This is a genomic window from Nocardioides sp. JS614 (genome assembly GCF_000015265.1).
GTDB lineage: Bacteria > Actinomycetota > Actinomycetes > Propionibacteriales > Nocardioidaceae > Nocardioides.
Map to the genome: position 1 here is coordinate 673,418 of NC_008699.1, position 19,694 is coordinate 693,111.

Genomic DNA, 19,694 nt, shown 5'->3' on the forward strand with positions numbered 1-19,694 from the left:
TGAGACCTTGCGAGGATTGCGGCGAAGAGCTTCAGCGCTGCGCTGGATGCTCTGAGTCTCGGTGCCTGACGTGCGAGCCTTACCGTTCCGACGACTGCCGTTGGGTCCTGTAGAAGACAACCCGACAGGCTCGGGATGTGGTAGGGCGGGTGGACTGCTCGGGGGGCGACGTGCGCACGCGGCTGGTAGGACGGCTATGACGCGCCTGCGGCGCAAGCGACCAGCGGCGGATCCACGTCTGCCGGAGCCGGATCTGAGGCGATCTCCTCGATGGGCCGCGTCGGTCGCCCGCGGCTGGCTGGAGCGGTCGCGGCGATCTGCACTGGGGCTCGGCGTGGATCTTCCGAGCGTCGTGGACGCCTAGATTCGCCCATTAGGCGGACTAGACGTCGACGACCAACTCGGCATCGCAGACCCCATGCGACGAGGTGGCACGGGGTGCGGCGTAGGGGCCAGTCGGGGCAACCTGCGAGCGGGCATCCTCAGCACCTTGCGCGAGCCGAACGTGTCGGGCCGGACGCTGAGCGCGACTGCCCCGAGCCAACATTCCCATCGGTGTCTTGCTTCTGAAAGAGCCCTGCTCACCCCATGGCCTTGTCGAGATTGTCTAGATCGTCGTGGGCGTCGTGCGTATCGACGTTGGCGGTGGAAACTCGGCAATTGCGGAAAAGTTGAACTGGTCGGAGCTGGCCGCGTCGTTGCTCGCTCAGCGTGGTGTTCGAGAGCGCTACAGCTCTATCCGCCGAGTGCTCCCCGCCCGGTAGTGCTGAGAAGTTGGCGGGTGCGCAGCGCAAGGTACAACTCGGCCTGGACGCCAAAGTCTCGGAGGTCGGCGCCGGTCATCTCTTCGATCTTCTTGAGTCGATAGACCAGAGTCTGCTTGTGGATGCCAAGTCGGCGTGCCCCCTCCTGCCATGATCGATTGACCTCGAAGTAGACCTGAAGCGAGCCGAGCAGATTGGCTCCGTGTTCCTCGTCGTATTTGATGATCGGGCCGAGGAGGCGCTGAACCGCCGCTTCGCCTTCTGCCACGGTATTCGGCATGAAGTAGGAACCGTGGGATCCATAAATCGCGCTCTGCACAGAGGCTGCGCGAGCGCTCTCAAGTGCCCATTGAGCCTCCCGGAACGCATCCGAGAGGCGGGTGAGCGACGCGACGGGTTGACTAGCCCCCACCGTGGCGTCAACGAAGTCAAGCTCAAGCCCCGCTAGGAACCGATCGTCGTCGACAACGATCAGGTGGAGTTCTCCCACCGGCAAGTGCAGATGGGGCCACTGGACGTACTCCAGCCCTTCCGCAAGCCCGATCGCTCGAGGGTGTGTCGAGTGATCATCGTTTTCCTCCTGCCACAGGGTTACCCGCCAAGGACCGTCGCCGAGCCGATGAAGTCGGATCTGACTCGCCGCTGCCTCGGGTGTGATCGTGCCGTCGAGCATCCGGCGAGTGAGATCCGCTCCTCGCGCTCTGATTCGCGATGCCTGAGCTGCACGTCGCTCGACCTCAAGTTCCACGATCATTGCTGCGTGCTGCGTGAGGAGTAGGTCGGGGACCTCACCTTCGGGCCAGGCGCGCACCACGAGGCCGGCACTTCCCCGCGTTCCTACTGGTACGAGAAGCGCTGAAACGTGGTCGTCAGCCAGGCGGTTGAAGGCCGGGAGGCGTCCCTTCTCCGACTGTGCCCTCTTGAGGGCCGCTTCGCGCACCTCTGGCGGTAGCCCGGTCGGAGCAGGTAGGAGGCTGCTGCCCGTCCGAAGTTCGATCACATGCAGGCTGGCGTGAAGCTCGCCGCCGAGGCGCTCCAGTAGGTCGTCCACCATGGCTCCCTGATGGGTTCGACGCAGGACGTCATAGAGGCGCAGGACCTTGGCTGCCCTCGAATGTGCACGTCCGCTGCTGGCCTCCGCCACCAAGCGGGCGATCGTGACGAACGGGACGTTGCGCGCCGTCATCAGGATGGGAAAGTCGATCGAGTCCGCTGCGGCGATGGCCTCGGCGGTTAGTGGGGGGGCAGCGAACCCTTCGCCGAGAGCCAGGCCAACAATGCTTGCGTCCGCGAGCTGCCTGATGAAGTTGACCTGGGCGGCGGCGTCCGACGGGAAGCTGTAGCCGTCGGTCATCAGGAGATCACCGTTTCCCAGCCAGTTCCAGGGGTCGGCCACCTCACAGGTGTGCGCCCATGTGATGGTTCGTTGCATCCCATCTCGCCCCGCAACGATCCGAGTTCGGATGAGCGGGTCCGTGACGAGCGATTCGACCGTCAGGCTCACGCCTTCATAATCACACGCGCGTACACGAGAGAATACCGTTGTTGCTGGGTTGTTACATCGTACGGCTAATCACCGACCTCAAGTTCCGATGTAACAGACGAACGAGTCTCTGTTCCGCCCGACGGCATCTCACCCCGCCACCGCATGCCGACGGCGGCCGCGCGACGGTTAGCAGGGACGTTGTGGACTCTCACGTAGTCAATGCCGAGGAGGGCGGCGAGCGCCGTCGACGCGGCTGTCAGGTCGTCACGAGTCCCGGGCTCGTCCTCGGGCAGGTCGGCCGTGCCGAGAATTTCACGGAAGAGGCTCTTTCGAGAGGTCCCAATCATCAGCTCGTAGCCCAGGGCCCGGAGAACAGAGAGATTGGTCAGGAGCTCCCAGTTCTGCGACGCGGTCTTGGCGAAACCAATGCCCGGATCGACGATCAGGTTGCTGGCTTTCACGCCCGCTTCGAGGGCGGCGTCGACGCGATCAGCGAGCTCATCTCGCACCTCGTGAGCCACGTCCGAGTACACTGCTCGCGCAGCCATTTGGTCGCTCGGCGCCCGCCAGTGCGACACGACGAGCGTCGCGCCCGACCGCGCTGCAAGGTCCAGCATGCGATTGTCATACAGCCCGCCGCTGACGTCGTTGATCATTGTGGCGCCGAGGCTCAAGCACGCGTCGACCACTCCGGCGTCCATGCTGTCGATGCTCACCCGTGCACCGGCGCGCGTCAGCGCGCGCACCACGGGAGCGACTCGCTCTAGCTCGGTTTGAGCATCGGTAGGAGTCGCGCCCGGGCGAGTCGAACATCCGCCGACATCGACCGCCCACGCTCCGTCATCCACCATCTGCAATCCCGCGCCTACAGCTGCGTCAACGCTGGGGTAGAGACCGCCATCGGAGAAGGAGTCGGGCGTCACGTTGACGACGCCTAGCAGACGGACCATGTCGCACTCAGCCCTTGCGCTTGGTGACTTCGTCGGTCAGCGCGGGGAGGACCGTGTGCAGGTCGCCCACCACGCCGAAGTCGACGAGCTCGAAGATCGGGGCCTCCTCGTCCTTGTTGACCGCGACGATCGTCTTCGAGGTCTGCATACCGGCGCGGTGCTGGATCGCGCCGGAGATGCCGGTGGCGATGTAGAGCTGCGGCGAGACGGTCTTGCCGGTCTGGCCGATCTGGAAGGTGTGCGGGATCCAGCCGGAGTCGACCGCGGCCCGCGAGGCGCCGACGGCACCACCCAGCGCATCCGCGAGGCCTTCGACGGCCTCGAAGCTGCCACCGGTGCCACGACCGCCGGCGACCACGATCGCGGCCTCGGTCAGCTCGGGACGCCCGGTCGCCTTCCGCGGCTGGGAGGCCACGATCTGTGCGGCCTTCGCGTCGTCGGACACGGTCGCGGCGAACTCCTCGACGGTCCCGGCACCGGCGGCCTCCTCCGGCGCGGCGGAGTTCGGCTTGACCGTGATGATCGGGGTGCCCTGGGTGACCTTGGCCTTGGCGGTGTAGTTGCCCGCGAAGACCGACTGGGTGGTGGTGCCGTCGGCCTCCACGTCGACCGCGTCGGTGATCAGGCCGGACTCGAGCTTGATCGCGAGGCGACCGGCGATCTCCTTGCCCTCCATGGTGGAGGGGATCAGGATCGCCGCGACGCCCCCACCGGCCTGAGCCTTCTCCGCCAGCTGCTGGAGGGCCTCGGCCTTGGGCGCCACCAGGTAGCCCTTGAGCTGCGCGTCGTCGACGACGTAGACCTTCTCGGCGCCGTACTTCTTCACCTTCTCGGCCACGTCGGCGCCCTGGGCCGAGCTGCCGATGAAGACCGCCGACGGCTCGCCGAGCCGCTTGGCGATGGTCAGGAGCTCGTACGTCGGCTTGCGCACCGCGCCGTCGACGTGGTCGATGAGAACGAGAACTTCAGACATCGGTCAGCTCCTCAGATGAACTTCTTCGAGGCGAGGAACCCGGCCAGCGCCGTGGCGCCCGAGCCGTCCTCGTCCTTGACGATCTCGCCGGCGGTGCGCGGCGGGCGGGCCGTGGTCTCGGCGACCTCGGTCCAGGCCACCGACAGGCCGACCTGGCCCGCGTCGACGCCCAGGTCCGCCAGCGACCAGGTCTCCAGCGGCTTCTTCTTCGCGGCCATGATGCCCTTGAAGGACGGGTAGCGGGCCTCGCCCGACTGGTCGGTGACCGAGAGGACCAGCGGCATCGTGGCGCCGATGACCTCGGTCGCGGTGTCACCGTCGCGCTTGACGCGCACCTGTGCTCCCTGCGTCTCGATGACCGACGCGAGGGTGACCTGGGGCAGGTCCAGGCGCTCGGCGAGCATCGCCGGCACCACGCTCATGTCGGCGTCGGTCGAGGACATGCCGCACACGACCAGGTCGACCGGCTTGTCCGCACCCGCCTTCTCGACGGCCTTGGCCAGCACCAGCGAGGTGGCGGGCGCGTCGGAGCCAGCGACGGCGTCGTCGACGACGTGGATGCCCTGGTCGGCACCCATCTGCAGCGCCTTGCGCACCGCGTCGACGGCCTTCTCGGGCCCGACGCACAGCGCGGTGACGATGGTGTCATCGCCGCCGGCCTTCTCCTTGAGCTGGAGGGCCTGCTCGACGGCGTACTCGTCGAGCTCCGAGAGGAGCCCGTCGACGCCGACGCGGTCCAGGGTGTTGTCCGACTCGAACTGCCGATCGGCAGTGGCGTCGGGGACGTACTTCACACAGACGACAATGTTCACGTGCTGGTTTCGCTTTCGGGTGCTTCGTCAGGACGCGATCTTGGTGCTGGCTTCTGAAGTGATGCCCGCTGCGCGTTCGGCGAGTTCTACGACGTTCTTGAGGAGCATGGCGCGAGTCATCGGGCCGACCCCGCCCGCGGCGCGTGTCCACTTCCCTGCGACATTCTCGACACCCGGATCGACGTCTCCAAGAATTCCTTCAACAGTGCGAGTGATCCCGACCGAGAGAACAGTGGCGCCGGGCTTGATCCAGTACGGCTTGACGAGGTTGGCCACTCCTGCGGCAGCAATCACGACGTCGGCAACGCGCGTGTGCGCAGCGACATCGATGGTCGCCTCGTTCACCATGGTGACCGTCGCATGCTCGCTCGGTCGCGTGAGCATGAGCCCGAGCGGACGACCCACCGTGGTGCCGCACCCGATCACGCAAAACTGAGACCCTGTGATCGGAACGTCGTTGCCGCGCAGCAACTCAAGGATCCCGCGAGGGGTACAGGGCAGCGTTCCTTCCTGGTTCAGAACGAGACGACCCAGGTTCACTGGGTGCAGACCATCGGCATCCTTTTCGGGATCAATGGCGTTCAGAACGAGGTGCATGTCGATGTGTGCCGGCAATGGAAGTTGCACGATGAATCCGGAGCAACGCTCGTCTTCGTTCAGACGTCCAACGGCATCCAAGACGCGCTCCTGAGACGCCTCCGCGGACATGTCAATCCGGAAAGAGTCGATCCCTACTTCCGCACAGTCGCGATGCTTCCCGGCGACGTACGACTGCGAGCCAGCGTCATCGCCGACAAGGATCGTTCCGAGGCCTGGACGCTGACCAATCGCTTCAAGTGCAGCGACGCGCGTGCGCAGGGAATCTTTGACGTGCTGCGCAGCCAGCTTCCCGTCGATGACGGTTGCCTTGCGATCCACCAGGTCGCCCTTTCTGTCATCCGCGTGTGCTGTGGCAGATCCCACGCGCACGATGATTGCTATCGACTCGCTGGACGCGGGAGTGAATAGAACGCGCACGGACCTGCGCCGCGTCGATGACAACCTTGACGTCGTCGGGATGGCCCCGGCCATTGATCGATCGCACAGTTTGGATCACACCCTTCTGTCACTAGATGCATAGCGAGGCTCCTCGGGCGCGGGCACTGTTGCTACCTGATCGAGAGGTGGCCTCATGGGAGAGCAGCAACAGCCGGCGCGCGCGCAGGTCGTCATCGTGGGTGGCGGCATCATTGGGACGAGCACTGCGTATCACCTGGCTTGCCGTGGTTGGACGGACGTTGTACTGCTTGAGCGCAACACCCTGACTTCGGGCACGACTTGGCACGCGGCAGGGCTCGTGACCCAGGCGCGAGGGACATGGGGGACCCGCGAAGTCGTTCAGCGAAGTCTCGACGTGTTCCGCAACCTCGAACACGACACCGGCTTCTCTACCGGTTTCGTAAAGACCGGGACGATGAACCTCGCCACGTCCGCTGACCGGTTCGATGAGATGCGCCAGCTTGCAAGCGTCGTCCGCGGGAACGGTATCGATGCTGACCTTCTAGACGTCGACCGCACGCTCGAACTCCACCCGCTCCTCAACAGCGATGGTCTCTACGGCAGCCTCTACTTCCCTGAGGACGGTCGCGGTAGCGCCACCGACACGACGATCGCGCTGGCGCGCGGTGCGACTAGTCGCGGCGTGCGAATCATCGAGAACGTCGCTGTCGCCGGCGTCATGACAGCTGGCGACCGTGTTCGCGGAGTGCGTACGACAGCGGGGGACATCGAGGCCGAGTACGTGGTGAACGCGACCGGCATGTGGGGCCGCGAGTTCGGGGAGATCGCAGGGGTCGACGTCCCCCTCCAAGCACTGGCCCATTACTACGTTGTAACTGAGGCCATCAAGGACCTGCCACGGAACCTCCCAACCATCAAGAGCGGCGACGAGTACTCGTACGTCAAGGACGAGGCAGGCGCACTCATGGTGGGCTTTTTTGAGCCTGGAAGCTACGCATGGGCGTCGAGGGGCATCCCCGAGAGCGACGGCTACATCCGACTTCCCGAGGACTGGGACCACCTCGGTGACTTCTACGAAAGGATGATGTATCGAGTCCCGGTCCTCGCCGATGCCGGCATACGCTTGCACTTCTGCGGCCCCGAAAGCTTCACCCCGGACGGCCAGTACCACCTGGGCGAGGCGCCTAACCTGCGCAACTATTTCGTAGCTGCCGGCTTCAATTCCGTCGGGTTCCTTTCCGGGCCTGGCGCCGGATCTGTTCTCGCTGACTGGATCGTTGACGGATACAGTCCCGTCGACCTCCCAGAGACCGACCTCGGACGGGTCCAAACCCACGAGACCAACCGCAGATTCCTCGAAGAGCGAGTCGTTGAGTCACTTGATATCTCTTACGAGATCCACTGGCCCTTCCAGCAGCGAGAATCCGCCCGCCAACTACGAGTGAGCCCGTTGTACGAACGAACCGACGCGGCCGGCGCGGTATTCGGAGAGCTCGCCGGCTGGGAGCGCGCCAACTGGTACGCCCCCGCAGGCGTCGTGCGCCGCTACGAGTACTCCTTCGGACGCCCGAACTGGTTCGAGCACTCGGCGGCCGAGCACAACGCCATTCGCGAAGCCGTCGGAATGATCGACACCTCGTCCTTCGGCAAGCTCCTGGTTCAAGGACGCGACGCTGTGAGTGTGCTGAACCGACTCTCGGTGAACCAGGTCGACGTGCCGATCGGACGCATCGTCTACACCCAGTGGCTCAACGACAACGCGGGCATCGAAGCCGACGTGACCATCACCCGGGTCGGCGAAACTGAGTTTCTCGTCCTGTCCGGCCCAGCAACCATCAACCGAGACCTCGCTCATCTCCGACGGCACATCGGTGACCAGTTCTGCACCGTCGCCGATGTCACAGGGACCATGGCCATGCTTGCCGTCATGGGCCCGAATGCCCGTGACCTCCTCGGCCCGCTCACCGATGCAGACTTGTCGACCGAGGCGTTCCCCTTTGGGACGTCTCGGCAGATCGACCTCGGCTTGACCCACGTCAGGGCTACTCGCGTGACTTACGTGGGCGAACTGGGATGGGAACTCCTGATCCCGTCCGAGAGTGCAAGGCACATCTGGGACACGATCATGGACGCCGGCGAGCCGCACGGTCTCCGCAACGTCGGTTATCACGCGATGAACTCGTTGCGGCTAGAGAAGGCCTATCGAAGCTGGGGGCATGACATCTCCGCAGGCGACAACCCGATCCAGGCGGGCCTCTCATTCACTGTCAAGTGGGACAAGTCGTCGGGATTCGTCGGCCGCGAAGCGCTGGAGAAGGTGAAGAGTGAGGGCGTCGCACGGCGTCTCGTGCAGTTCGTCCTGGAGGATCCGGAACCGCTCCTCTTCCACGACGAACCCATCTATCGCTTCGGCGAGTTGGTCGGACGCGTCGCATCCACCCAGTACGGCCACACCCTCGGCGGGGCTGTTGCGCTTGGCTGGGTCGAAGCGTCTGAGGTTGTACCGCGCACCTGGTTCGAGTCCGAGCCGTACGAGATCGAGGTAGGCGGCCGGCGCGTCCCCGCTCGAGCTTCCTTGAGTCCCATGTATGACCCGAAGTCCGAAAGGCCCAAGCAGTGACGAACGACCTCATCCTTACCCTGTCCTGCAAGGACCGGCCCGGCATTGTCGCGGCCGTGGCCGGGTTCCTCGCGGATCGGGGCTTCTCCATCCGGGACAGCCAGCAATTCGGAGATGAAGACTCGGAGCTGTTCTTCATCCGTGTCCACGCTGCCAGCGAGATGCCGGTTGAGTTCGACACGCTGCGAGCCGAGTTCGACACGACGATCGGCAGCGTCCTAGAGGCGTCCTGGGCATTGCATGATCCGTCCGTCAAGCACCGATTACTTCTTATGGTGTCCCGCCAGGGTCACTGCCTCAACGATCTGCTGCATCGCGTGCGAACCGGATCGCTAGCGGCAGACGTCGTCGCTATTGTCTCTAATCACGAGGACTTCCGAGAACTCGTCGAGTGGCATGGCATCCCGTTCCACCATGTCCCCGTCACCGCGGAGTCCAAGGACTGGGCCGAGGACGAGTTGAGGAAACTCGTCGCGGCGTACGACGCCGACTCGGTCATCCTGGCTCGGTACATGCAGATCCTCTCGGACAGTCTTTGCCGAGACTTGGCAGGTCGCGCTATCAACATCCACCACAGCCTGCTCCCCAGCTTCAAGGGCGCTCGGCCGTATTACCAGGCGCACGCGCGCGGAGTGAAGGTCATCGGCGCCACGGCACACTACGTGACTGCAGATCTAGACGAGGGCCCGATCATCGAACAGGACTTCATTCGCGTCGACCACTCGAAGTCTGCGGCAGACCTCACGGCAATCGGTCGCGATCTCGAAGCCCTTGCCCTCGCCCGTGCTGTCACCGCTCACACGGAGCACCGCGTACTGATGAACGGGTCCCGAACGGTGGTGTTCCGATGACGATCACCGGGGCATCGATGAGCACCGCGAACTCGTCCGACGCTGGCGCGCACTCTGAAGCCGATGATGAAGTAAGCCGCGACGGCATCACTATCGGCAGCCATATCGTTCTTGGCGTCAACTGACTCGCTCTACGGCCGACGGGGTTCACCGTCAACTGGATTCGTCACTGGCGAAGCAGACAGACGATTGGAGCTGCGGTTGCTCGATCCGACACCGGACTGACCGTGCCGAAGCCCGATCGTCGCTTCCCGGGACCGTGCGAGCAGCTGAGCATCTCGTCGTCCCGTGCGGCGGGGGCTGAGCGTCTGCAGAAAGATCTCCGGGGAAGAGCGGACCGCCTGTCGGCGGTGGGGCGCTTCGTCGTACCACCGGACTAACACGTCGAGGGCTCTTTGCTCAGTAAGCGGTCTGCACCCAAAGGCCGAGGCGTCGAGCGAGGTCGGCAATCGTGGCGGCGGCTACTCCGCGCGGGTCCCACGCAGCCGTCAGCCGGATCTCCAATACGCCTGCGCTGAGCTCGATGGAGAGCGGGCTCAGGTCGAATCGAGAGTCGTCGGTCACGACCGCCACCCCGCGGCCGGACGCGGCCAGAGCCTGGGCGATCGTTCCGTTTGCCGCCTCGACAACCGCGCTATACGAGCCGCCAAGCGCGAAGACTGCGGAGTCCAGCGCTTCCCGAGCCGTAAACGTGGATGGCAGGACCACGAGCGGGCGTTGAAGCAGTTCGTCGAGCGCGACGCGAGTACGATTGGCCCACGGGTCGGTTGCCCGCACGTAGGCCCAGACAGGCAACACTGCTAGCTCGTGCATCGCATAGGGCGGATCTAGCCGTTGAGTTCCAATGGCTAGATCCGCCCCGTCGTGCAGCATCTCCGCCGGGGAGAGGCCGTCGGCACTGCGGACGTCGACGACCGGATCATCTTTAGACATGGTGGCGACGAAAGGCGACACCACGTCGGTGAGCGTCACCGTCGGCGCCGCGATGGTCACGCGCTCCAGGCTGCCCCGTGCATGGAACGTTGCTCGCGCCTCGAGGGCATGGGCTGAGGCGAGCAACTCGCGAGCGGCGGGTAGCAGGGCCTGACCGGTACGACTGAGCACCAGCCGTCCGGCGCTTCGGTCGAACAGCGCTACCCCCAGATCCTGCTCGAGCTGGCGGAGCTGACGGGACAGGGCTGGCTGCGTCACGTGCACCCGCACAGCGGCTGCGCTGACGCTTCCGGCGTCGGCAGTCGCGACGAAATATCGAAGGTGGCGCAACTGCACTTAGCCTCCTATGTCGACAGGGCATGGGAATGGACTGAAATAGGTATTGGACAGCATAACTTCCTAGTCGCGAAACTGACTGCATGACTGCTGTATCCGACGAGAAGCCCAGCAAGTTGTCCGCCGTTCACCAGCAGCGCCTGCTGCGCACCGAGCTTCCCGGGCCGGCGTCGCGCCGGCTGATGGCGCGCAAGTCCGCCGCTGTCGCGCAAGGCGTCGGCACGACGATGCCGGTCTTTGCGGCCAACGCCGACGGCGGCGTCGTGGTCGACGTCGACGGGAACCAGTTCATCGACCTCGGCTCGGGCATCGCTGTCACGTCGGTTGGCGCCAGTGCCTCACGCGTGGTCGCCGCCGTGCAGGAGCAGGTTGCCGCTTTTACCCACACCTGCTTCATGGTTACCCCCTACGCGGGCTACGTCAGCGTCGCCGAGGCGCTGAATCGGCTCACCCCCGGCGGCCACGAGAAGCGCACCGCGCTGTTCAACTCCGGCGCCGAGGCCGTCGAGAACGCCGTGAAGATCGCGCGCTCACACACCGGCCGCCAGGCGGTCGTCGTCTTTGACCACGCCTACCATGGTCGGACCAACCTGACGATGGCGATGACTGCGAAGAACATGCCATACAAGCACGGCTTCGGTCCGTTCGCCGGCGAGGTCTACCGCGCGCCCCTTTCCTACCCCTATCGCGACGGCGGCGTCGGTGGTGCAACGGCTGCGGCCCGGGCCATCGATGTGATCGAGAAGCAGGTCGGCACCGCCAATTTGGCCGCTGTAGTGATCGAGCCGATCCAAGGCGAGGGCGGGTTCATCGAGCCTGCTGCGGGCTTTCTGCCGGCCCTTGTGGCCTGGTGCCGCGCGAACGCGGCCGTCTTCGTGGCTGACGAGGTGCAGACCGGCTTCGCCCGTACCGGCGACTGGTTCGCGTGCGACCGTGAAGGCGTCGTTCCCGATCTCATCGTCACAGCCAAGGGCATCGCCGGCGGCCTGCCGCTCTCAGCGGTCACCGGCCGTGCGGAGATGATGGACGCCGCCCACGTTGGTGGTCTCGGCGGCACCTACGGCGGCAATCCGATCGCCTGCGCGGCCGCGCTCGCGTCGATCGAGACCATCGAGGCCGAGGGCTTGGTCGCCCGGGCCCGCGAGATCGAAGGGCTCCTCCTCGGCCGGCTCCGTGCCATCGAGGCCCGCGACTCCCGGATCGGGAACGTCCGCGGTCGTGGCGCCATGATTGCCGTCGAGTTGGTCCGGGCCGGCACCGATGAGCCGGACCCCGAGCTCGCCAAGGCCGTTGCCGCCGCGGCGCACCGGCAGGGCGTCATCGTCCTGACATGCGGCACGTACGGCAATGTGCTCCGCTTCTTGCCGCCGCTCTCGATCTCCGACGACCTTCTAAACGATGCCTTCGACGTGCTCGCCGCGACTTTCGAGGTGACGAAGTGACGACGTTCGGCGTCGAGGACCCTGCCTCCCTCGAGATCATCGCGCAGGTGCCGGACCAGGGTCCCGACGAGGCACGCGTCGCCGTCGACCGCGCGGCCGCGGCCTTCGCCGACTGGTCGCGCACCTCGCCCCGGCACCGCTCCGACGTGCTGCGCCGCGCCTTCGACCTGATGATGCGCGATAGCGAGGAGCTGACCGGGCTGATCACCTCTGAGAACGGCAAGTCGCTGGTCGACGCCGCCGCCGAGGTTGGGTACGCAGCCGAGTTCTTCCGGTGGTTCTCCGAGGAGGCGGTCCGGCCGAGCGGTGAGTACGGAGAGGCCCCGACCGGCGGCGTCCGCACCATCGTGACCCACCGTCCCGTGGGTGTCGCTGCCCTGGTAACCCCCTGGAACTTCCCGGCCGCGATGGTGACCCGCAAGATCGCACCGGCACTCGCCGCCGGGTGCACCGTCGTGCTCAAGCCCGCCGCCGAGACCCCACTGACCGCATTGGCGGTTGGGCGGATCCTGAGTGAGGCGGGCGTGCCCGACGGCGCCGTCGAGATCGTCACGACCACTGACGCACCGGGCGTGGTGACCGCCTGGCTGAGCGACGACAGGGTCCGCAAGGTCTCCTTCACCGGCTCCACCGGTGTCGGCCGCGCCCTGTTGCACCAGGCGGCCGACCGCGTCCTCAACGCGTCCATGGAGTTGGGCGGCAACGCGCCTGTCGTCGTCACCGATGACGCCGACCTCGGCGCTGCTGTCGCCGGCACCATGATCGCCAAGTTCCGCAACAGCGGGCAGGCGTGCACAGCGGCCAACCGCATCTTCGTCCACAACGACGTCGCGTTCGACTTCGTCGCCCGTCTCGGCGCCGCGGTCGAGAAGCTCAGTGTCGGCCCTGCCATCGACGGTGCCGCGATCGGCCCGCTTATCACGCAGGCTGCGCTGCAACGGGTCACCGAAGCGGTCGACTTCGCCGTCCGAGAGGGTGCCCGCATCTCGCACCAGGCGCAGTTGCCGGAGGCGCCTGGCTACTTCTTCCCGCCGACCGTCCTCGCCGGGCTTGCCCCCGACGCGACGATCCTGCGCGAGGAGATCTTCGGCCCCGTCGCCCCGGTCGTCGTGTGGCACGACGAGGACGAGCTCCTCGAACTCGTCAACGACACCGAATATGGATTGGCTGCGTACGTCTTCGCAGGCGACATCGGCCGCGCCGTCCGCCTAGGCGAACGCATCGACGCCGGCATGGTCGGCATCAATCGCGGCCTCGTATCGGACCCCTCCGCGCCCTTCGGCGGCGTCAAGCAGAGCGGCCTCGGCCGCGAGGGCGCCCGCGAGGGACTGCGGGAGTTCCAAGAGACCCAGTACCTCAGCGTTGACTGGTCCTGACCCGCAGTCACGGTCGTGCCTCGCTCGAATCCAGCACAGGAACATCCGTCGATCGAGTGACGATCGCGGAGTTAGTCCCAGGCTATGGGCGGCTCCATGACAACGCTCGCGCCTGACGAGATCACCATGCGCGGCTCTCGCGACGAAGCGGTCCAGCAGCCTCGCGACGCTTGTCGCATCCTTGGCTACGACGATGGCATTGTGCGAATGCTTGTCGGTCGACCCCGGTCGACCCCGGTCGATCGCGAGCGTCTATGTCGAATGCCTGCTGAAGTTCGTCGCGATGCCGTGTCTGCACTGGTCAGCGAATGGCAACCCCCGGACTGTAAATCCGTCGGCTTTGCCTACGAAGGTTCGAATCCTTCACCTGCCACTGGACGTGAGCTCCAGGCGACGAGACCCCCACCACGGTGGGGGTCTCGTGCATTGCGGCCGTCCGCGGCGGCGGCCCCCCTCAGCGCAGCGGGTCGAACGGTCGGAGCTCGTCGGGGACCGTGCCGGTGGCGATCTGCTCGGCGAGGAGCTTCCCGGTCACCGGCCCGAGCGCCACCCCCCACATGCCGTGCCCGCCGGCCACGAAGACCCGCGACGAGCCGGTCGCTCCGATGAGCGGCAGCCCGTCGGCGGTGCACGGGCGGGAGCCGACCCACTCGTCGCCGCGGTGGTCGAGGTCGACCCCGCCGAGCAGCGGACGGACCGCCTCGACGATGGCGCGGACCCGGCGCCGGTCGAGCGCCTCGTCGGGTCGGCGGAACTCCATCATCCCGGCGACCCGGAGCAGCGGGACGTCCTCCTCGCCGTACGGCGGGTCGCCGATCGGGTTGACGGGCTCGTGCAGGGGGGTGCACGCGACCCGCTGCTGCGGGAAGTAGACCGGGCCGTCGGGGACCCGGTCCCCGGTGACCGTGAAGGAGTAGCCGCGTCCGGCCTGCACCCACCGGGTGACGCCGAACGGCCGGGCCAGTCGGCTCAGCGTGGCGCCGGTGGCCAGCACGACGGCGTCGTGCCGGTGCCGGCCGCCGCTGCTGTCGACGACCCACGCCGCGTTCCGCTCGGTCGTGACCTCCTCGACCCGCACCCACTCCCGGAGCTTGCCGCCCCGATCGATCACGGAGCGGGCCAAGGAGCGCACGAAGTTCGGCGGGTGGATGTAGCGCTGCCCGTGGAGGAGCACGGCGGCCCCGACCTCGGCGCTGAGGCTCGGCTGCGCCTCCTGGACCTGCGGGCCGGTGAGGTAGTCGTAGTGGACCGGCTGGCCGGCCTCCTCGATGCGCCGGAGCTCGTGGAGAAGTGCGGACGCCTCGCTCGTGGTGCGGTAGCCCGCCACGAACGGTTTGGCCCGGTGCGGGCGCGGTGTGGCCTCGGCCTCGGCGAGGTCCTCATAGGCCCGGATCGCCAGCCGGTTCATGGGCGCGTACGCCGCCATTCCGCTCTGCCAGTGCTGGGTGGTGCAGTGCCGGGCGAACCCGGCGAGGAACCGCCACAGGGCCGGGTCGAGCCGCGGCGGGACGAAGACGGGCGAGGACGGCTTGAGGACCGAGGCCAGGCCGTACCTGAGCACGTCGGGCTCGGGCAGGGGCGCGGTGAGCGCCGGCGTCAGCCAGCCGGCGTTCCCCCAGGAGGCACCGCTCGCGGCATGGTCCGCGTCGTACACCGTGACGTTCGCGCCGCGCTCCTGGAGGAACCAGGCGACGCTGAGCCCGACGATGCCGGCGCCGACGACGGCCACCTCGTGCGGCGACGCCGTGGGCGCCGGACGGACCGCCTGGATCGCCCGCGCCGCCAGGCGTCGCCGTGCTGCTCTCGAGGTCATCGCCGTCACCTCCCCACACAGCTCACGCAGGTGCCGGCCCACGGCCGGAACTCCAGCCGGTCCGCCGGGATGGCCCCGCCGCAGCCGGTGCAGGTCCCGAAGGTCCCATCGGACAGTCGGCCGCGGGCGGCGTCGATCTCGGCGATGGTCTGCTTCAGTGCGCCCCGCTGCACGGCGACCACGGGGTCGTCCTGGGTCTCGGGCAGGTTGCGCAGCTGGAGGTGTCGGGTCTCGGCGGCCTCGATCAACAGCGACTCGAAGTCGACGGTCGGCTGGGTGGTCATGGGGGTCCCCTCTCGGTGTCTCGGGTGGAGCAGGCTGGCGCGGTCAGATGTCGAGCGCGCAGTAGACGCAGCGCGGTACCCACGGTCGCTGGGTGAGCAGGGCGAGCGAGATCGGCTCGGCGCAGTCGAGGCAGGCGCCGTACGTGCCGGCGGCCAGCCGGGCCGTCGCCGCGGCGGCGTCGCGCAGCACGTGCTGGAGCCGGTCCCGGTAGCGGATCGTGCGCTCGCCCAGCTCGTGCGGCTCCGGCAACGCCCGCAGGCGCATGCTGGCAGCGGCTGCGACGGCCTCCAGCCGGCCGGGGGCGTCGATCGGGAGCGCGACGGTGTCGTCGAAGCGTGATCCGCGCTTCCTCGGAGGCGCGAAGAGGTCCACCTCGAACCATGCCGGGGGCTCGGTGGCCGCCGGCACCCGCTTGCGGTCCCGGCGGTCTCGCCGGTCGCGGTGGGCTCGGTGGGCTCGGTCCGTTGCGGCAGTGGGGTCGACGAGGTCGGACTTCATGTCATTCCCTCCCAGGGGTGGGGCCGTGCTCGGGTCGGCCTCGGATGGTGGGCGTGGTGCGTGTGTGGCCGGGTGGCCGGGGCCGCGACGGCGGTCGAGGTCGTCAGCGGGCGGAGCAGGAGCCGCACAGCGGCGCCCACGGCCGGGACAGCGCGCGTGCGAGGTCGGTGCGGGCTCCGCACCGCCGACAGCTGCCGTAGCTGCCGTCCGCGAGCTCGGCCTGCGCGGCCCGGATGTCCTGCAGGATCCGCTGGACGCTCTCCCGGTGCGCCACGGCGACCGGCGTCGTGGGCGGCGGCAGCGCCCTCAGCTGTGCCTCACGGGCCGTCGCGGCGAGCTCGAGGTCGGCGGCGATCCGCTCGAGGAGCTGGCCGTCGTCCGGTGGGGGGATGGTGCCTGAGCCGGACTGTGTGAGACCTGCCGGTGAGAGCCCTGGATGAACCCGCATCGGATCCTCCTGTCTCCGGAGAAGCAACGATGGCGATCCCGTCGAGGACGGGACCGCTGGCCTGAGGAACTGAGGTGACTGAGTGCCGTCAGGCGGGCGGGGCGCGGTCGACGCTGCGACGCAGGACGTCGAGCCCGCGGATGCCGCGGGCGATCTCGCTCAGCTCGAGCGCGAGGAGGGCAGCACCGGAGGGCACGTGGGACGGCTCAGCCGTCACCTGTACCTCGAGAATCGGTGCCATGGCCGGACCATAGCACCGACCTGGTGGCTTTCGGCCTTCCTCGGGACCGGCTCGCAGCGGCCCGGACCGGGCGCTCAGGTGTGCCCGGGGACGCCCAGCTCGCCGGTGTAGAACGGGGAGTCCTTGCGGGAGAGCAGGTCGCGCCGCTGCTCGTGCGTCAGTGCCTCGACCTGGGCGCGCACGTCGGCAGGGTAGCCGCTCACCTCGGGTGCCTCGTCGACCGGCACGACCGTGTGGACGACCCGGTCGTCGTACAGGTGCACCATCGTCATCGCCTGGTGCCCGTTCACGCCCGAGACGAACCGCTCGAGCGGCGCGGGGTCGGACGTGTAGCAGGTCGCGGAGGCGACCGAGACCGGGATGCCGGCGAACGTGGAGTACGTCGAGTAGTGGAAGTGCCCGCCGAGGATGCAGCGCACGTCGGTGCCGCCGAGCACGTCGGCGAGCCGGTGCTGGTCGAGCAGCTCGATGATCTCGGCGGCCGGCATCATCGGGATCGGGATCGGTGGGTGGTGCAGGGCCAGCAGCGTGCCGTGCGGCGCCGGGGTGGCGAGCACCTCCGCCAACCAGGCCAGCTGGTCGTCGGCGAGCTCGCCGTGGTGGTAGCCGGGGACGCTGGTGTCCAGCGCTACGATCCGCAGCCCAGCGACCTCGTGCACGCGGTCCTGCGGCGCATCCGCGTCGGCGCCCTCGACGCCGAACAGCCCGCGCGCGTACGGCGCCCGCTCGTCGTGGTTGCCCATCACCCAGACGACCGCCGCCCCCATCTCGGCGGCCGCGGGCTCGACGAGCTCGCGCAGGCGGGAGTACGCCGCCGGCTCGGCCTTGTCGGCGAGGTCGCCGGTGAACACCAGCGCGTGCGGCGGGGTCTCCAGCCGCGAGAGCCGGGTCAGCGCGAGGCGAAGGCCCGCCTCGGTGTCGATGACGCCGTACTGCCGGGCGCCGCCGGCGAGCAGGTGTGGGTCGCTGAGATGGGCGACCACGTGGCGAGGTGCGGGGTACTGGCCGAGCTGCACGCGGCCACGCTACCGGCGGCGGGTGAGCTGGAAGACGGGGATGACCCGGTCGGTCCGCTCCTCGTACCTCCCGAAGTTCGGCCAGGTCCGCAGCATCACCTGCCACAGCTCGGCCCGCTCGGCACCGGTCGCCTCGCGCACGTCGACGCCCACCCGCTCGCCGCCGTACCCGATCTCGGCCGCGCCCGCCGCTGACCCGCTGGATGGTGCGGTCGACGGTGACGGTCTGCGGCAGCAGCCTCGGCAGTCACGAGATCGCGCCGATCCGGACGGCGAGCCGGGTGAACGGGCCCATGGCGGGGACCCTCACCCGCGGTCAGCCCCGGTCAGCCCCCCGATCAGCCCCCGATCAGGAGCGTTCGCAGCGCGTCGTCGACGGTCGATGCGGTGACCGCGGCGGCCACGTGCGCGTCCGGCCGCACCACCCACACCTCGTCGGGCAGCAGGCCCAGCTCGTCGGCCGTTGCGGCGGGCACGCCGAGGCCGGTGCAGGGGACCGGCAGGTCCGGCGCGGGGACCGGGTCGCGGGCGAGCAGCAGCAGCCCGCACCGGGCGAGCTCGCGCAGCCGGACGCCGTCGACCGCCAGGTCGGGCAGGATCGCGCCGACGGCCGGGTGCGGGCTCGCGCCGTACCGGAACGGTGCGTAGAGCCGGCCCGAGTCGATCTGGGCGCGGGCCTCCACCTCGGTGACCGCGCGCTCGAGCACCGCGCGCCGGTGCGCCCAGCCCGCGTCCGACTGGGGGACCAGGAAGTCCATGGTGCGGGTGGTGATCGCGAGGTTGTCCAGCGCGGCCGCGCGGCGCTCGACGTCGTACGCCGGCGTCAGGTCGCGGCCCCAGCCGTGCAGCTCGAACGCGATCCGCCAGGCGGCGTTCTCGGCGTCCGCGACGCCGGAGTTCAGCCCGCGCGCGCCGAACGGCGCCACGAGGTGGGCGCAGTCGCCGGCGAGCAGCACCCGGCCGGCGCCCATCCTCGTCGCGCACCGGGAGTGGAACCGGTAGACGGTGCACCACGCGACGTCGTACTCCCGGTCGCCGACGATCCGCCGGATCCGGCGGTCGAGGTCGCCGCTCGACTGCTCCCGCTCGAGGTCGAACCCCGGTGCCACCTGCCAGTCGATGCGGTACGTCGAGTCCGGGCACGGGTGCATCAGCACCTGGCGGCCCGGGTTCCAGGCCGGGTCGAAGTAGAAGCGCCGCTCGAGCTCGCGGTCGGGCAGCTCGCAGCGGATGTCGCAGATCAGGAACTCGTCCTCGAAGCTGCGGCCCGCGAAGTCGGCGCCGACGGCCCGTCGCGCCAGCTCGCCGTGTGCGCCGGCGCAGGCCACGACGTACGGCGTCTCGACCGGGCCCCGCGCGGTCTCGACCCGCGCGCGGTCGCGGTCCTGGACGATCCCGGTGACGGCCGTGCCCCACCGGACCTCGACCAGCGGCTGGTCCGCGATCCGCTCGTCGAGCAGCTGCTCCACCCGCGCCTGCCCGACGTTCACCCACGGCGGGAACGGGCTGCTGCCGCTGTCCGCGAACGCGACGTGGAACAGCTCGTGCTCGCGGTAGTAGGTGCGCGCCACCCGCCAGGTGACGCCCTCGTCCGCGATCGCGCGCCCGGCGCCGACCGAGTCCCAGATGTCCAGGGTCTCGCGCTGCTGGCAGATCGAGCGGGAGCCGGCCGGCGTGCGCCCGTGCTGGGCGTCGAGCACGATCGTCGGGATGCCCCAGCGAGCCAGGAGCAGCGCGGTCGTCTGGCCGACCGGCCCGTTCCCGACGACGACCACCGGTGGTCCGCCGTACATGGGGGCACGCTAGACCGGCGACGCCGCGCCCGTCCCGGGTACGCCGCAACGTCCCTCG

19 protein-coding genes are annotated in these 19,694 nt (G+C 68.2%); 5 read left to right on the forward strand and 14 right to left on the reverse strand.

Annotated features, from left to right (window positions below; translation table 11 throughout):
- Positions 1-735 precede the first annotated feature (735 nt).
- The 5 genes from NOCA_RS04625 to NOCA_RS04645 form a co-directional block, all read right to left on the reverse strand.
- Positions 736-2,268, reverse strand: a complete 1,533-nt coding sequence (locus NOCA_RS04625; RefSeq protein WP_041546185.1) for a PucR family transcriptional regulator — start codon at positions 2,266-2,268, stop codon at positions 736-738.
- Positions 2,269-2,333: 65 nt separating this feature from the next.
- Positions 2,334-3,200 (reverse strand): dihydropteroate synthase, encoded by an 867-nt coding sequence (gene folP / locus NOCA_RS04630; RefSeq protein ID WP_011754113.1) that lies wholly within the window; start codon positions 3,198-3,200, stop codon positions 2,334-2,336.
- 7 nt (positions 3,201-3,207) lie between these two features.
- The gene (locus NOCA_RS04635) at positions 3,208-4,173 is read right to left on the reverse strand and encodes an electron transfer flavoprotein subunit alpha/FixB family protein (RefSeq protein ID WP_011754114.1); all 966 of its coding nucleotides are present in this window, start codon (positions 4,171-4,173) and stop codon (positions 3,208-3,210) included.
- A gap of 11 nt (positions 4,174-4,184) precedes the next feature.
- Positions 4,185-4,967 carry an electron transfer flavoprotein subunit beta/FixA family protein gene (locus NOCA_RS04640; protein ID WP_238383416.1) on the reverse strand — a complete coding sequence of 261 codons (783 nt, stop codon included), beginning with the start codon at positions 4,965-4,967 and terminating at the stop codon, positions 4,185-4,187.
- A gap of 45 nt (positions 4,968-5,012) precedes the next feature.
- On the reverse strand, positions 5,013-5,903 hold the full coding sequence (locus NOCA_RS04645) for a tetrahydrofolate dehydrogenase/cyclohydrolase catalytic domain-containing protein (protein WP_011754116.1): 891 nt from the start codon (positions 5,901-5,903) through the stop codon (positions 5,013-5,015).
- Positions 5,904-6,156: 253 nt separating this feature from the next.
- Here NOCA_RS04645 and NOCA_RS04650 point away from each other — a divergent pair, with 253 nt between their 5' ends.
- The 3 genes from NOCA_RS04650 to NOCA_RS28405 are packed head-to-tail and all read left to right on the forward strand — an operon-like array spanning position 6,157 to position 9,580.
- Positions 6,157-8,604: a GcvT family protein gene (locus NOCA_RS04650; RefSeq protein ID WP_011754117.1), complete on the forward strand. Its 2,448-nt coding sequence runs from the start codon at positions 6,157-6,159 to the stop codon at positions 8,602-8,604.
- Positions 8,601-9,455, forward strand: coding sequence for a formyltetrahydrofolate deformylase (gene purU / locus NOCA_RS04655; RefSeq protein WP_011754118.1), 855 nt, complete (start codon positions 8,601-8,603; stop codon positions 9,453-9,455). Before NOCA_RS04650 ends, purU begins: the two co-directional genes overlap by 4 nt.
- Positions 9,452-9,580, forward strand: coding sequence for a hypothetical protein (locus NOCA_RS28405; RefSeq protein WP_274378274.1), 129 nt, complete (start codon positions 9,452-9,454; stop codon positions 9,578-9,580). The genes purU and NOCA_RS28405 overlap by 4 nt, the downstream gene beginning before the upstream one ends.
- A gap of 274 nt (positions 9,581-9,854) precedes the next feature.
- On the opposite strand, the gene NOCA_RS04660 is transcribed toward NOCA_RS28405, so the two are convergent.
- Entirely contained in the window at positions 9,855-10,724 is an 870-nt protein-coding gene (locus NOCA_RS04660) for a LysR family transcriptional regulator (RefSeq protein WP_011754119.1), read from the reverse strand.
- Between the two features lie 83 nt (positions 10,725-10,807).
- On the opposite strand from NOCA_RS04660, the gene gabT reads away from it, so the two are divergent.
- Both gabT and NOCA_RS04670 read left to right on the forward strand, forming a co-directional pair.
- Entirely contained in the window at positions 10,808-12,166 is a 1,359-nt protein-coding gene (gabT, locus tag NOCA_RS04665; protein ID WP_011754120.1) for a 4-aminobutyrate--2-oxoglutarate transaminase, read from the forward strand.
- Complete coding sequence (locus NOCA_RS04670) at positions 12,055-13,542, forward strand: NAD-dependent succinate-semialdehyde dehydrogenase (RefSeq protein WP_083768063.1); 1,488 nt, start codon at positions 12,055-12,057, stop codon at positions 13,540-13,542. The genes gabT and NOCA_RS04670 overlap by 112 nt, the downstream gene beginning before the upstream one ends.
- 454 nt (positions 13,543-13,996) lie before the next feature.
- Here the strand turns inward: NOCA_RS04670 and NOCA_RS04675 are convergent, their stop codons facing one another.
- From NOCA_RS04675 to NOCA_RS04705, 8 genes are all read right to left on the reverse strand, one after another.
- Complete coding sequence (locus tag NOCA_RS04675) at positions 13,997-15,355, reverse strand: NAD(P)/FAD-dependent oxidoreductase (protein ID WP_011754122.1); 1,359 nt, start codon at positions 15,353-15,355, stop codon at positions 13,997-13,999.
- Between the two features lie 5 nt (positions 15,356-15,360).
- Complete coding sequence (locus tag NOCA_RS04680) at positions 15,361-15,639, reverse strand: TraR/DksA family transcriptional regulator (protein WP_011754123.1); 279 nt, start codon at positions 15,637-15,639, stop codon at positions 15,361-15,363.
- Between the two features lie 43 nt (positions 15,640-15,682).
- A complete protein-coding gene (locus NOCA_RS04685) occupies positions 15,683-16,138 on the reverse strand; it encodes a hypothetical protein (protein ID WP_011754124.1) in 456 nt (151 codons plus the stop codon).
- 103 nt (positions 16,139-16,241) lie between these two features.
- Positions 16,242-16,586, reverse strand: coding sequence for a TraR/DksA family transcriptional regulator (locus NOCA_RS04690; RefSeq protein ID WP_041546190.1), 345 nt, complete (start codon positions 16,584-16,586; stop codon positions 16,242-16,244).
- An 88-nt stretch (positions 16,587-16,674) separates the two neighbouring features.
- A complete protein-coding gene (locus NOCA_RS27400) occupies positions 16,675-16,827 on the reverse strand; it encodes a hypothetical protein (protein WP_158305626.1) in 153 nt (50 codons plus the stop codon).
- Between the two features lie 74 nt (positions 16,828-16,901).
- Positions 16,902-17,843, reverse strand: a complete 942-nt coding sequence (locus NOCA_RS04695; protein WP_011754126.1) for a metallophosphoesterase — start codon at positions 17,841-17,843, stop codon at positions 16,902-16,904.
- 9 nt (positions 17,844-17,852) lie between these two features.
- Positions 17,853-18,017 carry a nitroreductase/quinone reductase family protein gene (locus NOCA_RS26970; RefSeq protein WP_140403816.1) on the reverse strand — a complete coding sequence of 55 codons (165 nt, stop codon included), beginning with the start codon at positions 18,015-18,017 and terminating at the stop codon, positions 17,853-17,855.
- 164 nt (positions 18,018-18,181) lie between these two features.
- Positions 18,182-19,636 (reverse strand): FAD-dependent monooxygenase, encoded by a 1,455-nt coding sequence (locus NOCA_RS04705; protein ID WP_011754128.1) that lies wholly within the window; start codon positions 19,634-19,636, stop codon positions 18,182-18,184.
- Between the last annotated feature and the right edge of the window lie 58 nt (positions 19,637-19,694).